Origin of the sequence: Campylobacter sp. US42a (genome assembly GCF_004379055.1) — a bacterium.
GTDB lineage: Bacteria > Campylobacterota > Campylobacteria > Campylobacterales > Campylobacteraceae > Campylobacter_D > Campylobacter_D jejuni.
In genome coordinates this window covers 1-16,714 of the sequence record NZ_RYYK01000012.1, presented here as the reverse complement: position 1 = coordinate 16,714, position 16,714 = coordinate 1, and the positions used below count along the sequence as shown (strand labels likewise).

At 27.3% G+C, this 16,714-nt stretch carries 15 protein-coding genes; 3 read left to right on the top strand and 12 right to left on the bottom strand.

Translation table 11 applies throughout. The annotated features are described in order from the left end of the window. The 5 genes from ELQ10_RS08410 to ELQ10_RS08390 form a co-directional block, all read right to left on the bottom strand. Nucleotides 1–1,846, bottom strand: a 1,846-nt coding sequence (locus ELQ10_RS08410; RefSeq protein ID WP_134250459.1) for a capsular biosynthesis protein, incomplete at its 3' end; no start/stop codon positions are given. An 11-nt stretch (nt 1,847–1,857) separates the two neighbouring features. Further along, complete coding sequence (locus tag ELQ10_RS08405) at nt 1,858–3,003, bottom strand: class I SAM-dependent methyltransferase (RefSeq protein ID WP_134250458.1); 1,146 nt, start codon at nt 3,001–3,003, stop codon at nt 1,858–1,860. Further along, nucleotides 3,003–3,722, bottom strand: a complete 720-nt coding sequence (locus ELQ10_RS08400) for a glycosyltransferase family 2 protein (protein WP_070210382.1) — start codon at nt 3,720–3,722, stop codon at nt 3,003–3,005. The genes ELQ10_RS08405 and ELQ10_RS08400 overlap by 1 nt, the downstream gene beginning before the upstream one ends. Further along, nucleotides 3,719–5,242, bottom strand: coding sequence for a capsular biosynthesis protein (locus ELQ10_RS08395; RefSeq protein ID WP_070210383.1), 1,524 nt, complete (start codon nt 5,240–5,242; stop codon nt 3,719–3,721). Before ELQ10_RS08395 ends, ELQ10_RS08400 begins: the two co-directional genes overlap by 4 nt. After that, nucleotides 5,239–5,637 carry a capsular biosynthesis protein gene (locus ELQ10_RS08390; RefSeq protein ID WP_070210384.1) on the bottom strand — a complete coding sequence of 133 codons (399 nt, stop codon included), beginning with the start codon at nt 5,635–5,637 and terminating at the stop codon, nt 5,239–5,241. The genes ELQ10_RS08395 and ELQ10_RS08390 overlap by 4 nt, the downstream gene beginning before the upstream one ends. Before the next feature lie 109 nt (nt 5,638–5,746). On the opposite strand from ELQ10_RS08390, the gene ELQ10_RS08685 reads away from it, so the two are divergent. Together ELQ10_RS08685 and ELQ10_RS08385 are read left to right on the top strand one after the other, a co-directional pair. Continuing rightward, nucleotides 5,747–5,896 carry a sugar transferase gene (locus tag ELQ10_RS08685; RefSeq protein ID WP_079860352.1) on the top strand — a complete coding sequence of 50 codons (150 nt, stop codon included), beginning with the start codon at nt 5,747–5,749 and terminating at the stop codon, nt 5,894–5,896. Next, complete coding sequence (locus ELQ10_RS08385; protein WP_243833040.1) at nt 5,871–6,953, top strand: class I SAM-dependent methyltransferase; 1,083 nt, start codon at nt 5,871–5,873, stop codon at nt 6,951–6,953. The genes ELQ10_RS08685 and ELQ10_RS08385 overlap by 26 nt, the downstream gene beginning before the upstream one ends. Nucleotides 6,954–6,955: 2 nt before the next feature. Here the strand turns inward: ELQ10_RS08385 and ELQ10_RS08380 are convergent, their stop codons facing one another. The 7 genes from ELQ10_RS08380 to ELQ10_RS08350 all read right to left on the bottom strand — a co-directional run bounded on the left by ELQ10_RS08380 (nt 6,956) and on the right by ELQ10_RS08350 (nt 15,575). Further along, nucleotides 6,956–7,624, bottom strand: a complete 669-nt coding sequence (locus ELQ10_RS08380) for a nucleotidyltransferase family protein (protein WP_070210386.1) — start codon at nt 7,622–7,624, stop codon at nt 6,956–6,958. Then, nucleotides 7,612–8,217 carry a D-sedoheptulose 7-phosphate isomerase gene (gene gmhA2, locus ELQ10_RS08375; protein WP_134250457.1) on the bottom strand — a complete coding sequence of 202 codons (606 nt, stop codon included), beginning with the start codon at nt 8,215–8,217 and terminating at the stop codon, nt 7,612–7,614. Before gmhA2 ends, ELQ10_RS08380 begins: the two co-directional genes overlap by 13 nt. After that, nucleotides 8,205–9,224 carry a D-glycero-D-manno-heptose 7-phosphate kinase gene (gene hddA / locus ELQ10_RS08370; RefSeq protein ID WP_070210388.1) on the bottom strand — a complete coding sequence of 340 codons (1,020 nt, stop codon included), beginning with the start codon at nt 9,222–9,224 and terminating at the stop codon, nt 8,205–8,207. Before hddA ends, gmhA2 begins: the two co-directional genes overlap by 13 nt. 75 nt (nt 9,225–9,299) lie before the next feature. Then, the gene (locus tag ELQ10_RS08365; protein ID WP_058000972.1) at nt 9,300–10,238 is read right to left on the bottom strand and encodes an NAD-dependent epimerase/dehydratase; all 939 of its coding nucleotides are present in this window, start codon (nt 10,236–10,238) and stop codon (nt 9,300–9,302) included. A 23-nt stretch (nt 10,239–10,261) separates the two neighbouring features. Then, on the bottom strand, nt 10,262–11,305 hold the full coding sequence (locus tag ELQ10_RS08360; protein ID WP_070210389.1) for a GDP-L-fucose synthase: 1,044 nt from the start codon (nt 11,303–11,305) through the stop codon (nt 10,262–10,264). Beyond that, nucleotides 11,305–11,850, bottom strand: a complete 546-nt coding sequence (locus ELQ10_RS08355) for a dTDP-4-dehydrorhamnose 3,5-epimerase family protein (RefSeq protein WP_002858844.1) — start codon at nt 11,848–11,850, stop codon at nt 11,305–11,307. The genes ELQ10_RS08360 and ELQ10_RS08355 overlap by 1 nt, the downstream gene beginning before the upstream one ends. Further along, nucleotides 11,850–15,575 (bottom strand): glycosyltransferase, encoded by a 3,726-nt coding sequence (locus ELQ10_RS08350; protein WP_134250456.1) that lies wholly within the window; start codon nt 15,573–15,575, stop codon nt 11,850–11,852. Before ELQ10_RS08350 ends, ELQ10_RS08355 begins: the two co-directional genes overlap by 1 nt. 91 nt (nt 15,576–15,666) lie before the next feature. Here ELQ10_RS08350 and ELQ10_RS08345 point away from each other — a divergent pair. Further along, the coding region (locus tag ELQ10_RS08345) for a CatB-related O-acetyltransferase (protein ID WP_243833039.1) at nt 15,667–16,714 on the top strand (1,048 nt) is incomplete at its 3' end.

Here is a 16,714-nt window from a genome sequence, read left to right as displayed (position 1 = left end):
AGTAAAAATGCAAAGGTAAGCTAGGAAAATGTTTTTTTCTTTTTTTCCATATTTGAATAGTACGAATTAGCTTAAATGGCATTAATATATAACCGCTAAATGTTTTTGAATTACTTATCATTACCTTTCCTAATTGAAATGATAAAGAATTTTCGATCTTTATAATACCGTTATCAAGAATATGATAATGACCATTATCGCCATTACTATTTCTAGAATATTTATACGCATTATCTGAAAGTGGCTTAAAATAGTTTTTAAGAAAAACAAAAAAATCTTCGAATTCCTGAATCTTTATCTTGCTATGATTTTTATCATTTTTTAAATATTCCAAATCTTGCTTTAATTCTAATGAGATATTAGGCAATCTCATCCCTTTGAGACACAAAGTTTCCGCATAAATCATAGGTAATAAGCCTTTACAAATTCTAAGATTGTGCACCAAGGAATGTTTCATTGCTGATTCATGGGCAGCAAAAGGAGAATAATAAAACAATGGCGACGTCTCTAAATAAGGTCTATAATGATACCAATTTGCAAATGTTTCAATGGCAAATCTTCTACCAATGATATTTCCAATGCTAAACATTCCAGCAGGAATATGATTGTCACAAACATCATTAAAATTAAGTTTTAAAAGATCATCAATACTAGGGGCGCTTCCGCATGGCTCGCTATCATTTCGAATGATAGCAACAAAATCATACTTTATGTTATTTTTATATTCATATTCTTGAGCCAATTGAAATGATTTCCAAACTCCATATTGCAAATATGAAGTTCCATTTACACTAAACGGGTTATCTGGAGTACGACTTTGTTCAAATTCTTTTTGATTTTCTGTATAAATAGTTTTTATACAAGGGTATTCTAATTTAATATTCTCTAAATCATCTAATTTCAAAGGAGCCATATACTCTGCACATAATTTTGAAGTTACTCTTGGAAACAATTTCCACATATCATTATTATTCTTCAATTCATCTGGCATAATTTTTCTAATATCCTCATTTAATACCCTCCAAGCCCATGTAGGACCTCCCGCAAAACCGGACCATTGAGCATAGTGCTCCCAAGTAAAAATAAAAACATCTGCATTTAATGGTTTGGCAAATTGCTCAAGAGTTCTTTCTAAAGTTTTTTTCCAATCACCTCTAAATAAACCATATAAGCATATGGCAATTTTAGGAATAGGGGTTATTGTTATAGTTTTATTAATAATATCTTTGGTTTTTTTAGTAAAAAGGTCATAATACATTATCGAGCCATAATGAGAGGGAAAGTCTCTTTGCAAAGATGATAAAATACTATAAGGTAGTTTATTATACTCTAATGGAACAAAGAATTTTTCATCTTCTTTCTTATTTGAAACTAAAAAATAATCAATTATTTTTGCAATATAATAAGCTTTGCTTATTTCATATGCAGATTGATATAAAATAAAATTAAAATTTTCCTCAATATTTTTTGCTGTAATGTTACCATATTTCAATTTACAATTAAATTCATATAATTTCACAAAAAAATAGTCCGTAAATAAATTACTAAAATCAATATTCCCAATAATTAAATTATCGATATTTTTTAAGTAAAAAATCAATTGCTTTAAATTTATATCTTGTTTTAAAAAATAACACTTTTCAATCAAAAAATTATCTTGCTCATCTTGAAATAAAAATATTATCTTGTTCAATTGTCCCGTTTGTATTAAAAAATAAACATATTCAACCTTAAGTTCCTTATAGTTTAAATAGTTAGTTTCATATATATACTCAGCTAAATCAAACTTCCAATATTGTATCGCTTTTTTAATTTGTTGTTTAATACTAAAAAGATTGTCTATCATTTGCCACTCCATTAAAATCTTATAATTTGAACTTTATTATTAATATTCTCCAAAATATCTTTTTCTATTTCATCATTATAAACACCAGCATTTAAAATCACCAAGGAGTTATCTTGATCTTTTAAGATTTTTGGTGATTTGACTATGAATTTTGTTCCATAAAGTCTTTTTTCTTGTTTACTTGGATTATTATCTAAAATATTTATAATTTTTTTAATATTTAAACCTTGAAAGATCAAATATTGTCCAAATAAATGTGCTCCAAAAAGATAAACTTTTTTAGTAGTATTTTCTAAAATTTCATTTAAATATAAAATTTTCTCTTGATAATATTTTTTCATATCTAAAAATAACTTTTTATTTTTCTCATATTCATTTTTCAAAACTATATTTTGAGTATTGATGCTTTCATCTTTACAAACATGATAAAAAATACTGTGTTCTTTAAAATACTGTTTTTGAATTATCTTAAACTTATGTTTTTGTAATAAAAACTCTAAAATATTTTCACTTAAAAATATGGTATGTTCAAAATTAAGACAATTTGTAAATTTATTTTCAAGCCATTTTTCCATATTTGGTAGTGAAAATATCATTTTACCCCCCCCCTCTCTCTCCATCAAAGCAGAGGAAATTTCTTCTAAAAATTCATGAGGGTTATAAATATGCTCAAAAGTATGACTATGAGTAATAGTATCAAAGCTTCTATTGTTGAAAATTTCTTTATGAAAAAATCCATCTATATAGTCAACATTTTTATGTTTATTTTCTGAATTAGGCTCAACTATAGTCCATTTTATATCGGCTAAACTTAAGCAATTTTGCGAAAGTTTTCCGTGTCCTCCACCTATCTCTAAAATACTCTTAGGATTACTTTTTATGATAAAATCTGCAAATTCTCTATGATGCTCTTCCCAAAGAGCTCCAACAACCCCAGCATCATGTCCATTTGCATATAAAATTTCTAAAGGAATAAGATTTTTAAGCTGAATCACACCTTCTTTAGAAATAACCCATTCTTGCTCACAAATCAAATCATCTTTTAAATCACTTTCAACACAACCACAAAACAAAGGAAATTCATCTCTAGATAAAAGCTCTAATTCTGTATTATCTATGACGCATTTTTGACGTTTGATTAAATTAACCTTTCTCATTAATTTTTTACCCTTCCATACTCATCAGGTGTTCCGCAAAATATAATTTCATCTAATGAAATTTTATGATATTTTACGAGGAAATCTTTTTTTATAAAATAATTATACATAGGAGCTATATATAATTCTCCTTTAGTAAAATCATTTTCAGCTTTCATTCTATCAAAAATTTCTTTAAAATCTTTTGTTTTTTTAAAATAATAAAGCCCACTACTACAAAGGTTTGAAATTCTTTCTTTTTCTGCAGTTTTAATCACATTGTCATTTTCATCAGCTAAAACAAAACTCCATTGTTCTCCATCTGCCTCAAATACCTCTAAATAGCCATCAATTTTACAAAAATCCAAGGTAGTAGGTAAAGAAAAATTTGGCCTAAAAGTATCAATGTTAAAAATTAAAATACTCTCATCATCTTTAATATTTGCTCTTTCCAAACCAAGTCTTACTGTATGGGCTTGACCTAAAGTTTCTTGTTCTAATCTTACACTTTCGTAAGATTTTATTCCCAATTTTTCACACTCTTCTTTTATAAAATCACTAGTATTTTCAATTTCCCTATATATAAAAAGAAAATTAAAGTCTTTAAAATATTTTTTAAAACTACTTACAGCATGAAAAAAAACACTATTTCCTTTTACATCAAGCATATATTTAGGTTTATCATAACCCGCCTTTGCAAAACGACTACTTAACCCTGCCATAGGAAAGATTATAATCATTTGCTCTCCTTAAAAAATTTATCATAAAGCATAAAAGCATTTGCTAAAAATGCTATTTGCTTTTCTTTAAAATCATTATGTAAAGGCAACATAGATAAAAACAAATGCAAAGTCAAAGCTTTAATATTATCATCTATATCAAATATATTTAAAAATTCTTTTTGAATATCCAAAATATTTATATCTTCTTCTATAAAAAACTCTATGTTATTACCATTAAATTTACACTCAAAAAATCCTGCAATAATAAAGTCATAAAGCCCAAAAACAGAATGAACTAATTTTGCAAAATCATATTTTTTATCTCCATAAGGAGTAATTTTTCCATTAAAATCAAATCCCCTTGGATCAAAGGTTTTTATAGCACCAGCTCTAAAATCATACATAATATTTGAAAAACAAAAATCTCCATGTATTAATGAGATTTCATTCATATCGTTCATATAAAAATCTAGCTTATCTACTAAAGTCAAAATACTTGGATAAGATTTTGAATTGATAACAATATTTTTATGCAAATCAATTCCGCTTTGTTTACTAAATTCTTGTAATCTTTTTAAAGTTTTTTCTTTGCAATTAAAATTTATATCTTTATCATTGCTTTTAAAAGAATGTAACTTATCTAAAAATTCTTTTAAAGACTTAAACATTCTTTTCCAAACATAACTAGGTAATTTTCCAAAAATATATAACTCTGCTAAAGTATTATTGCAAAGATATTCTATTTTATAACTATCCTCATAAGTTATAACTTTAGGGGTATAGATAAATAGTTCTTTAGGTAAAATATCAAACCAATTAATCTCTGCTTTTATTTTTTCTTGCCAAGAAGAAGACTTTTTTATATAGCCATTTGAAATATCTATATTGTTAAAATTTCTTTGTGTGCTTACAGCTTTTTTGGAGTGAAAATAACTTGTTATAAGACCAAAATCAAGCCAAGTATCATTTTTTATAATATCAAAAGCATAAGCTTTAGAATAAGTCTTTATACCATCCACGAAAGAATAACTACTTTCAACTATACATTTTATCAAAAACTGAGGATGAGAAAAACTATAAGCTCCTGCTAAAATCAAATCATCTTCTAATGTTTTTGACAGTATATTAAATTCATCATTCAAATAAGCCCAATCATAATTTTCCTTAACTTTTGTAACCTGTAAAGAGTTTTCTTTAAATGCAAGTTCTTTAAAAAAAGTATCCCCATGTAAAATATAAAGTTTTTCATCAAAAGCACAACAAACATTTAAACAATAAACCACAGATTCACCTAAAGATAAATTATTTGGCACAAATAAAATTTCAACATTAAGTTCTTTTAATTTTTTCTCATCAAATTTACTTAACTTAAAATCGCTAGGTAAAGATAAAAAAATTTTTTGATTAAAATTTTTAAAAAGCTCTATTTGATATTCATACAATCTTTTATTGCCAAGTGGTAGAAAAGATGGAGGGATTTTTCCAAATTCTAAAGTAAAATCAGAAGATGAATATCTTGCAGAAGTTATGAGTATCATTTATTACCACCATCTTTATGAGGGTTTTCTTTTTTTAAAAGCTCTTTAATTTGCTCATAATTTAAACTTATAAATTCGGACGGACGAATGGCTTTATCATCTATGTAAAACCCATCATATCCACACCAAGGTTTACCTATGATTATCTCATCATACGGTACATCATGTTTTTGAAGCCAAGTGATAATTGTAGGTAAGGTATGAGTTTTAATTTTTTCAAGTTTACCATCAAATGTACGCATGTTACGACTTGTAAAAATATTGATTTTAAAACCTTGTTTTTTATACTCTTTTAAAGTTTTGATTAAAATAATATTTGGTTTTTTATCAATATAATCTACATTCTCTTCATCAATTGTCAAAGTTCCATCTAAATCAATAAGCAAGGTTTTCATGATTTTTACACTCAGTCACTTATAGTCCTATAATTATTTTTCATAAAGAGTAATATTAACATAATTTAGTATAATAGAATATCCAAAAATTTAAAAAATAGGAGAAATTATGCATTGTCCATTATGCCAAAGTAAAAATAATCAAAAAGAACTTTTTAAGACTTTAAATGCTTTTACTTCTTCAGGAAAACTTGATAAAAACCCGACCCAAATAAAAACAACTATAACAACTAATGATGACGGGGGGGGGGTATTGTAAAGGTAACAATACTATAACTTTTACACAGTGTCAAGATTGTGGATACATCTATAACTCGACGTTTGATTTAAATAAAATCTCTAAAGAATACCAAAGTGAAGGCTATTTTTCCCGCAAAATAGTCTCAAAAGCCATGAGCAATAATATAAAAACAATTCAAGATAAATGTCTAAAATATATCAACAAAAACGGTACTTGCTTAGAAGTTGCTCCAGGAAGTGGAGATATGGTAAATGCTCTTATAAATAATGTAAAATTTATGTATACTGTTGATCCATCTTTGGTTTCTTTAGAAATGGAAAATATAAATAATCTTAAACATATACACGGATTTTTTAATTTTGATACTTTAAAAGATAGACTAGAACATAAAATTGATTTCATTATATTTAGACATCTACTAGAACATATTAATACACCTCTAGGCTTTTTAAAAGATGTAGTTAAACTACTTGAAAACAATGGTATTATATATATAGAAGTTCCGAATATCGAAGAAATTATTGAATATAGAAGATTTTATGAAATTTTTAATGATCACTGCGGATATTATCAAAAAAATATTTTAATTAACACTTTACAGTCTTTAGGTTGTGAATTTATAGATGAAATTTTTTTTTATAGAGAACAACATATGGGATTATTTTTTAGAAAAAATACAAATATATGCGATATAAATAAGTTGAGTTTTAAACTTTTTGATAAAAACATTTACATCTCATTTCAAGAAAATATAAGAAAATTAAATAATCTTTTGCATGATTATAAAAATATCGCAATTTATGGATCTGGAGCCCATGGAAATGGTATTATAACCTTTATTGATAACTCAGAAAAAATCAAAAAATGCTTCGATCTTGATATAAGAAAACAAGGAATGTATTTGCAAAATTCTTCAATTATCATTCAAGAACCAAATATAGAAAATTTTAAAGACCTTGAAGCCATTATCATAGCAGCGCCTTTATATGAAGAAGAAATTATAAGATCTTTAAGAGAAAAAGGATATAAAGGAGATATTATCACTACAGAAAAAGAGTTAAAAAAAATAATATAGAATCATATCTGAGAATTATAAAAAAACCTATAATCCTCAGGCACACCAATATCTATAAAATAATCATCAAAAATATGAGCTTTAGCTTTTAGTTTTTCATAATTTTCTTGTAAAAACTCTTCAAAAGAAAATTTTTTCTCTAAATCAAATTTATTAAAAATATCTTTAGTTAAAAGATAAATTCCACCATTGATTAAACCCTGATTTTTAAATATTTTTTCCTCAAAAGAAATCACAAAACCTTGCTCATTAACATTTACTGTGCCATATCTATCAAAATCATTCATTTGTTTTAAAGCGAAGCAAATTTTACTTCTATTTAGCTTTAATTTACTTAAATCTATGTCAAAAAAAGTATCGCCATTTAAAACATAAGCCTCGTTTTTTATAAATTTCAAAGCCTCTTTTATAGCTCCACCCGTTCCTAGAGGCTCTTTTTCTATACTGTATTTTATTTTTATGCCTAAAAACTCGTCTTTAAAATATTCTTGCATCACTTCATATTTGTATGATACTGCTAAAATTACTTCTTTTATACCTTGCTTTTTAAGATACTCAAAAATAAATTCTAAAAAAGGCTTATCATTTATCGGTGCCATAGGCTTTGGAATGTCCTTTATAACACTTTTAAGTCTTGTTCCTAAGCCACCACAAAGTATTATTGCTTGCAAGAAAAACCTTTACCGAAAAGCTCTTCTTCAACGATAGCACAAATAATATGTCCTATTAAAATATGCGCTTCTTGAATTCTTGGCGTGCAAGTTGAAGGCACTTTTATACAATAATCACAAAGCTCATTCATAGCCCCGCCACTAGCTCCGCTTAAGCCTATACTTATGATTTCTTTTTGCTTGCAAAGCTCTAGAGCTTTTAAGATATTTTTACTATTTCCACTTGTTGAAATGCCTATAAAAACATCTCCCTTAACTCCTTGAGCTTGCACTTGTCTAGCAAATAAATTTTCATAACCATAATCATTGCTAATAGCAGTTAATATACTCGTGTCCGTTGAAAGTGCAATACTTGCGATCCCTGGTCTATCAAAATAAAACCTACTTACAAATTCCCCTGCAATATGCTGTGCATCTGCTGCGCTACCACCATTTCCTGCAAGCAAAGTTTTGTTACCATTTTTATAAACTTTTACGACTTCTAATGAAGCATTTTTAATAAGAGTTATCAAATTCTCATCTTTTAAAATTTGCTCTTTTACCAAAATCGATTCTCGAAAATGTTCTTTTATATAAGAATTTAAATTCTCCATGATTTAACCCCCTCTTTTGTAAATGAAAAATCTTGCACCCAGCCTTGCTCTTTGCTTAAAGCTTTGATTAGGTTGTATTTTTTAGTAGGATCTACAAGGAAAAACATAAATCCACCAGCTCCTGCTCCACTAGTTTTGCCACTATAAGCTCCATTATCTATAGCTAGTTTATAAATTCTTTCAAGTTCATCATTGCTAACGATTTCTGAAATGATTTTTTTTGACTGCCAAGACTTGCCTAAAATTTTCGCCAAAGTATCAAAATCCGCCTTAAATAAAGCTTCTTTCATCTTTATAGCATCTTGTTTTATAGCGTGCATAGCTTCGAGGGATTTTTCATCTCCAAGCTTTCCTTTTTTATGCTCTTCTATATCTTTTGCTTCTCTTGTAATATTTGTAAAATAAAGCACAGTTCTAGCTTCAAGCTCACTAGCTATCCAGTTTTTAATACGCAAAGGATTAACAATAACTCTTTTATTGTTATAAAATTCCATAAAATTAAAACCACCAAAAGTTGCGGCGTATTGATCTTGTGCTCCGCCTACTATGCCTAAATCTTCTCTTTCTATCTCATAAGCAAGTTTAGCGATTTCATATTCCCCTAAAGGTAGATTAAGCCACTCTGCAAAAGCTTTTATAATACCTACAACCAAAGTTGAACTTCCACCTAATCCACTACCACTTGGTACATCTGAATAAGTGTGCAAAGAAAAACTCAAAGGTTTTTTTGTAAAATCTTTTACAATGCGATTATAAATACTTTTAAAAATATCTAATTTTCCATCATTTTCTAAAAATTCTTTACTTTCGTACTCAGAGTAAGAATTTGTATCAGGAGAATCAAAAATGATTTTTCCATCTTCTCTTTCGATCAAAGTGCAATGTACGTATAAAGATATAGTTGCATTTAAAACATAACCTGTATATTTATCACAATATAAATTTATATCAGTTCCACCGCCTGCTAGACCGAGACGAAGAGGAGTTTGTGTGCGTATAGTTTTCATTGGATTACTACTTATTTTGCTATAATTTATTATAAAAATTATAGCAAAATATACTTAACTTCTATATAATATTATTTAAACATTTGCAAAGCGATTAACTTTCATCATTTTAAACGCTCTTAAAAGTTCTTCAATGCCATCTTCTAAAGTATTATCTGGTTTCCAACCTGTAGCCTCTAATTTAGCATTTGAAACCAAATAATCTCTTTTATCCGGATCTTCGCCTATGCTGGCTGAATGGATATAAAAATCAGGAATATACTTTTTAATCGTTTCAGCAAGCTGTCTTTTAGTCAAATTTGCAGAACTTAATCCCATATTATAAGCCTGACCCTTCATCTTATCATAATTCTCAATTCCATGAATAAATCCTTTAACCACATCGCGAACATGAATATAATTGCGTCTAAAATGCTCTTCAAAAAGCACTATAAATTTATCTTTATATGCACGATAGGTAAAATCATTAACAAGTAAATCAAGTCTCATTCTAGGTGAAATTCCAAAAACAGTAGCCAAGCGAAAAGTTACACAATTTCCTTTATCAAGCAAATATTGCTCCGCGTGCACTTTATCGATCCCATATTCTGAGATAGGACGCAAGGGAGATTCTTCAGTGCACATTGCATCTTTTTCTCCTATACCATAACCGCTATTTGTATTAGGATAAATAAATATTTGAGAAGGACTTGCAAAATCGCTTATCATTTTTACAGCTTCATAATTGATCATTTTGGCTAATTTTGGATTTCTTTTACAAAGTGGAGCTCCAACCAAAGCAGCTAGAGGAATAATAATATCAGCTTTTGCTACCTCTTGTCTAATAAGATTTTCATCCATAGCATCGCCATTTATAAAAGTAAAATTTTTATTATGAGAACAAGATAAAAGAGAGATTTGATCAAACATCAAATTATCAATAACACAAACTTCATAACCTTTTTCAAGTAAAATCGGTGTTAAAACCGAACCTATATAACCTGCACCACCTGTAATTAAAACTTTTTTTGACATATTTTTCCTTTCATTTTTGAAAATCAATTTTGTATTTTATACCATTCATACATCATTTTGATACCATCTTCAAGATCAATTTTATGTTTCCAACCTAAAGAATGAATTTTTGAGCAATTAAGCAATCTATTCATAGAACTATCAGGCTTAGTAGTATCAAACTTAAGTTCTCCTTTATAACCTACAATTTTTTTAATTAATTCTGCCAATTCTTTAATAGTAAGATCTTTATTAGTCCCTATATTAATATGAGTATTTTTAATCTCTTTGAAATCCTTATTGTATAAGTCTTTAAAATCAATATTTTGCATGATATAGATGCAAGCATCTGCCAAATCTTGACTATGTATAAATTCTCTCCTTGGTTTACCACTACCCCAAAGTTCAACACTTTGTTCATCAATACCTTGAGCTTTCAAATATTGTCTAGCTTCATTTAAATCATTGATTTTTAAATCCAACATGAGTTCTTCATACCTTGACTCATGTAATAATTTTGCAAGGTAAAGTTTTCTAAGCATTGCTGGCAATACCTTAGCTGTTTTAAAATCAAAATCTTTAGTTTCTCCATATAAATTGGTTAAAGCTACACAAATAAAATTGGTATTATATTGCAAATTATATGCCTCAGCCATTTTAAGTCCTGCAATTTTAGAAATTGCATAAGGCTCAGCTACATAATCTAACTCATCACATAACAAAGCTTCTTCTTTAATAGGATTAATAGCTTTTTGCGGATACATCCAAGAACTACCAAAAAAAATAAGTTTTTTTACATTACACAAATAAGCATTATGAAAAACATTATTTTGCATAGTTAAATTCTCATATAAAATATCAGCAGGTGCTTTAACTCCTAAATGGCCTAATTTAGCTGCAGCAAAAAAAATATATTCGGGTTTTTCTTTGGTAAAAAACTCTGCAACTTTTGCTTGATTAAGCAAATCTAATTCTGAATGTTTCTTTATAATAATATTAATAAAACCTAATTCTCTTAATCTTTTTAAAATAGCACTTCCAGCTGTGCCGCCATGCCCTGCTATATAAATTTTAGAATCTTTTTGCATCATTTATCCTTACTCATCGCTAAAATATCACGCTCTGAAAGGATAGGAGAATTTGTTGGCCAATCTATACCAATTCTTTCATCATTCCATGCATAAGTAAATTGATCATGTGCATCCATATATTCTCCTAAATAAGCACATTTATAGTAATACACTGCACTTTCACTGCTAACATAATGAGCATTTCCAAAACCTGCTGGAACTAAAATGATTTGCTGATTATCTTGATTTATGATGAATCTTTCATGCTTCAAATAAGTTGGTGAATCTTTTCTGCAATCAACCACAACTTGATGCACTTCTCCATAAACACAAGTGGCAAGCTTATAAGTTTTTACATCGCCATGGATACCGCGGATAACATTATGTTTAGAATGTATGAATTTATCGTGTATAAATTTTAATCCATTTGGCAAGAGTTTATCTATAGCTTCACTTGTAAAAGCTGTCCAAATTTCACCCCTTAAATCTCTAAATTTGTTAGGAGTTATAATATACACTCCTTTTAAAATTTTTGATTCTTGTATATCAAATTCTATTGCCATTATTTTCCTTTTTTGTATTTAAATTTCTTATAAAGCATGTATATTTTATAAGGCAAAATAAAATAAGCTCCTTTATATCTGTTTTGATGAGCTTTAAGTATCAAATCTCCTAATTGATAAGAAAGATGTTTTTTACATTCTAGAGATTCATAATAATCTGAGCAAGATTTTAAGTCTAAATTTCCAATAGGATGTTCTCTAAGAAGTTTATTTTGTTTTTTTTCTCTATATAAAATCTGAAATGTTTTTATAATTTCCATTTTAATCAAAGCATTCCCTAATTGATATCTGATATCTGATTTAACATAGCCTACAGCACTAAAACAATCATTAGTTAAATATCTCAATAATAAGTCTTTTTCAGTATTGTTTTTATTTTTTAGCAAGATCAATTTTAAATATTGAGCCCTTTTGAGGTCGCCTAAAAAACTAGAAATTTTAAATCCTACGATAAAAATATATGGATATTTTTCATCATTGAAATTAATATAATCTTGATAACAGTCATTAAAGGCTCCTAAAGAATGTGATAATAAGGTTTGAAAAAAAGACTCATAACGGTTTTCCAAAATTATTTTAATATTTTCATTAATCTGATTATAATCTTGTTGCATAAATAAACATTGCATTTTATAAATTCTATATCCATCATTATCATTGTCTAATTTTAAAGCCTCATCAAGATATTTAATTTGATTTTCTAATGGCAAATTTAATTCTCTTGAAAGTTGAAATAATCGAAATGAAGACATAGCTTTTTGCAAAAAATGTAAAGACAATTTATTCATATTTTGAATTATCAATTTCAATTGCTCATCTTTTGAAAAAATATCATGAAAAGATATTAACTTATTGCTTCCAGAAATCATCATTGCTAATTTTGAGAAAACTGATTCTTTGGCTGAATAAATTTTTTCGGCTTTGGACATAAAATTAATTTCAAAAAAGGCTCTTTGCATTTCAGTATAATTAGGATCTATAAATGAACTGATATCAAGAATTTTTAAATGATTATATTGTTTAAAAGACTTTAGATAATCAACCAATTCTTTATTAGCATTTAAATCTTGCCCAAAGACTACAATATTATTATTTTTATCCAATTCTTTTATAGCAATCTCTAAAGCAATCTCATAAGGAAAAAGCCTTTCTATAACAGGAGTAAAACTAGGAGCTTTTCTTATGTTTGAAAAAATAATATCCCCGCCTCTAATATGCAAAGCAATAAATTTAGCTTGTAATTTCGCAATATCATCTTGAACCTTAATTAAAATATCTTGATATTGTTTTGAAAAATTAATTGTAGTATAAATCTGTTGTATTTCATGTAAGCACTCACTCTCTTTACAATCTTCGATCCATAAATTTGGCAAAATATCTGTAGAATACCACCCCCATTCCTTTTCAAAATTTTCTTGATCTGTCAGATACTCAAAAGTTCTTTTATCTTTTCTTATAGCATTACCATGGCTATATTCTAGTCCTTCTGATGGTAAAAAATATTGCTCAATAAAACTTTCACCAAATACAATATCAACCTCATCCATACAATTGCCTAAGTAATTCAATTTTTCATCTTTGCAAGATTGTGTAATCCCCATGAAAGCCAAATCTATAGAGTTATGCCACAAAAATCCGAATTCGAAATTCATTTTTTTAGCTAAATACATACCTACTAAAATGCTAGCTATTCTCATACCTAATCCATCTGGTTTAGAAGATATAATATAACCCTTTTTTCTTTTTTTAAATACTTCAACTTTACTCAAACTAAGAACCTTTCTTTCTAAAAGTATTTTTATATATCTTGCTTCAACTCTATTAGATATAACAACATCGCATTCAAAATTATTATATTTCCATATATAAAAATTTTGAGGAATAAGTGTCCATTGTGTATTATCGATTGAAACATAAATTTTGATATCACGCATACTAGATCTTAAAAAAGTATTCTTAACATTTAAAATTCTAATTTTCTCCAAAAAATAAGTATCAAGTAAATCAACCATCCACCAAGACCATCGATCTTTAGAAGTGCAAAAAGCATAATCACAAATTATATCAGTGTTTATAGCTCTAGAAGCATCATTAAATTTGGAATAAATACTTAAAGAACTTTGCATAGCTTTTTTATATTTAGAAATATTAAGCAAAGTATGATCAGGAAGGATAAAATAAGGTTTATAAGCAACTTGTTTTTTATAGTCGGGCTTCTTTGTTTTCTTTTTTTTGTATATCGCATACCAAGCAAAAGGTAAAATCAAAGGTTTGCCTAAATACCATTGTTTTATAGACTTAATTAAAGCTTCGCCAATAAGATAAGAAAGATGATTTTTAACCCGATTCACATCACTAAAATCAGGATATTCATCTAATTTAGGTAGCTTTTTTTTATTTTTTTCCATTTTAAATTTAATAAATTCTAAAATTAATCTAAAAGGAATTAAATAAAAATTATAAATTTTAACACGAGTAAGAACATAACCTATTCTATAAGAAAGTTGTTTTTGAATTCTATATCTTACTAAACCATATTTACAAAAAAAGTCAAATTCGGGATAGCGTTTATGATTGCATTCGTAAATGGGCTTATGCTCTCTAAAAAGCTCTTTGATTCTTCTAGGATCATGTTTTAACTCCACAAAATCAAAATACCAAAAATATAAAAACATGAAAAAAGCTTCTTCTAGTAATTTCCCTTTTTCTTTATCATACTCCTTGGCAATAAATTCTCTAATATGCCAAGCATTTAAAAAAATACTGCTTTTTGCATGATATTCTTTAGCTGCTTTAACATCACCATCAAAAACATCACACAAATGTTCAATATAGGGGGTAATATTAGCCTTAGTAGTTATTTTATCATAAGAAGCAGTAGAAGCTGAACGTATACGATAATAATATAAAACTTTTGGAAATACATATATATGCTTAGCTTGAGCAAAAAGCAACATCCCAAAATGTACATCCTCATGAATTAAGCCATCTAAAAATTTTAATTTTATTTTCTGCAAATAAGCAAAAGAATATATACCCCCCCACACACACCAAAAAGGAAGGTCGGCTTGAATTTTTAAACATCTCTCAAGCCATTGCATGGATGTAATTTTCTCTGGTTTATAGTACTCATAAATTTGCATTTGAGATTTTGTTAAATTTGTTTTATGTTTATAATGTTTTTCTTCAATATTATCATAAAACATCTGATAATCAAACCAAACTATATCCACATTATCTGATCTTTTAACACATTCTTCAATGCAATCTAATGTCCAATAATCATCAGGATCTAAAAATACAATAAAATCAATGTTTGGATTTTTAAAATTGATCACTTCTTTTTTATTTGCAAAATAATTAGAACTTTTGTAAATTTTGCTAATAGCACGAGAATTATTATTTTTTATAGAAAATTCTACCAACTGATGTTTGTCAACTTGCAGTTCTTCGTTAATGATATTAAAACAAAAATCACCAGAAAAATATTCTATACCTACATTTCTTGCGGTACTTTGCCCCCCATTTTCCTTATCAAAAAGTATAAATCTTTCATCTTTTAAAGTATATTCTTTTGCGATATTGAGTGAGTTTTCATCTGTGCTACCATCATTTACAAGTACAACTTGTAAATTTTTATAAGTTTGATTGACAACACTATCTAAACATTCTCTTAAATATTTTTCTACATTATAGATTGGGATAACTACACCTACGGTTTTCATTATTTTAATATCCTGAATTATTATTAATTATTATTTTAGTATAATAACAGTTAATAATAATTTAAAAATATAAACAAGTGAGATTATTACAATGAATTCAAAAATTCGCTCAGAAACAATAGTTTTAAATCAATATGTCTTAGAATATTTAAAACAAAATAATATCTACACAGCTTATTGCATGAAAGATTATAGATTGAAAATTGGAGATATTATAGAAATTCCTAATAATAATGATTTCTTGGAAGAATATTCGATATTTTATCATGGTAATTCTTTGTATAAAATGGGTTCTCATTCATATTCTTTCAACAATTTTCCTTTTTTTGTGAAAGTTGGTCGATATTGTTCTTTAGCAGCTAATATTAGCTTCTTTTCTTATCAACATCCTTTAGATTTAATTACTAGTTCATCTTGTTTATATTACAATGAAGACTATGGACATTTTCATGATTCCAATATCGCTTTAAGTAATGGACAATTTACTCCATATAGAGAAATACATAATCATTTCCCACACAATAATAAATCCCTTATTATTGGTAACGATGTTTGGATTGGAACAGAAGTTTTAATAAAGCAAGGAATTAAACTAGGGCATGGATGTGTTATAGGACAAAGAGCAGTTGTTACAAAAGATATACCGCCTTATGCAGTAGTTGTTGGAAATCCTGGAAGAATAATAAAATATAGATTTGATGAAAAAACTATAAAAAGACTTCTTTCGCTACAATGGTGGAATTATCAATTTTCAGATTTTAATAAGGTAAATAAAGAACATGATATAAATTATTATCTTGATGCTTTAGAGAATAAAATTGTAAAACATAAAATTTACCAATTTGAACCTAAAAAAGCTTTTTTTTCAGAATTAATAATAAGAAGTAAACAAAATAAGAATTATCATTTTGGTAAAAATATAATAAATTATTCTAATTCAGCCAAAGCTCGTATTCAAAACCATCTATCTTATAAACTAGGACAGGCTTTGATAGAAAATTCAAAAAGTATATTTGGCTATATAAGAATACCTTATGTATTATCTTATATAAAAGATAAGCATAAATTTGAACAAAAAGCCTATGAAGAAAAGATAAAAGAAAATCCAAATTTAGCTTTACCGCCTTTAGAAACTTATC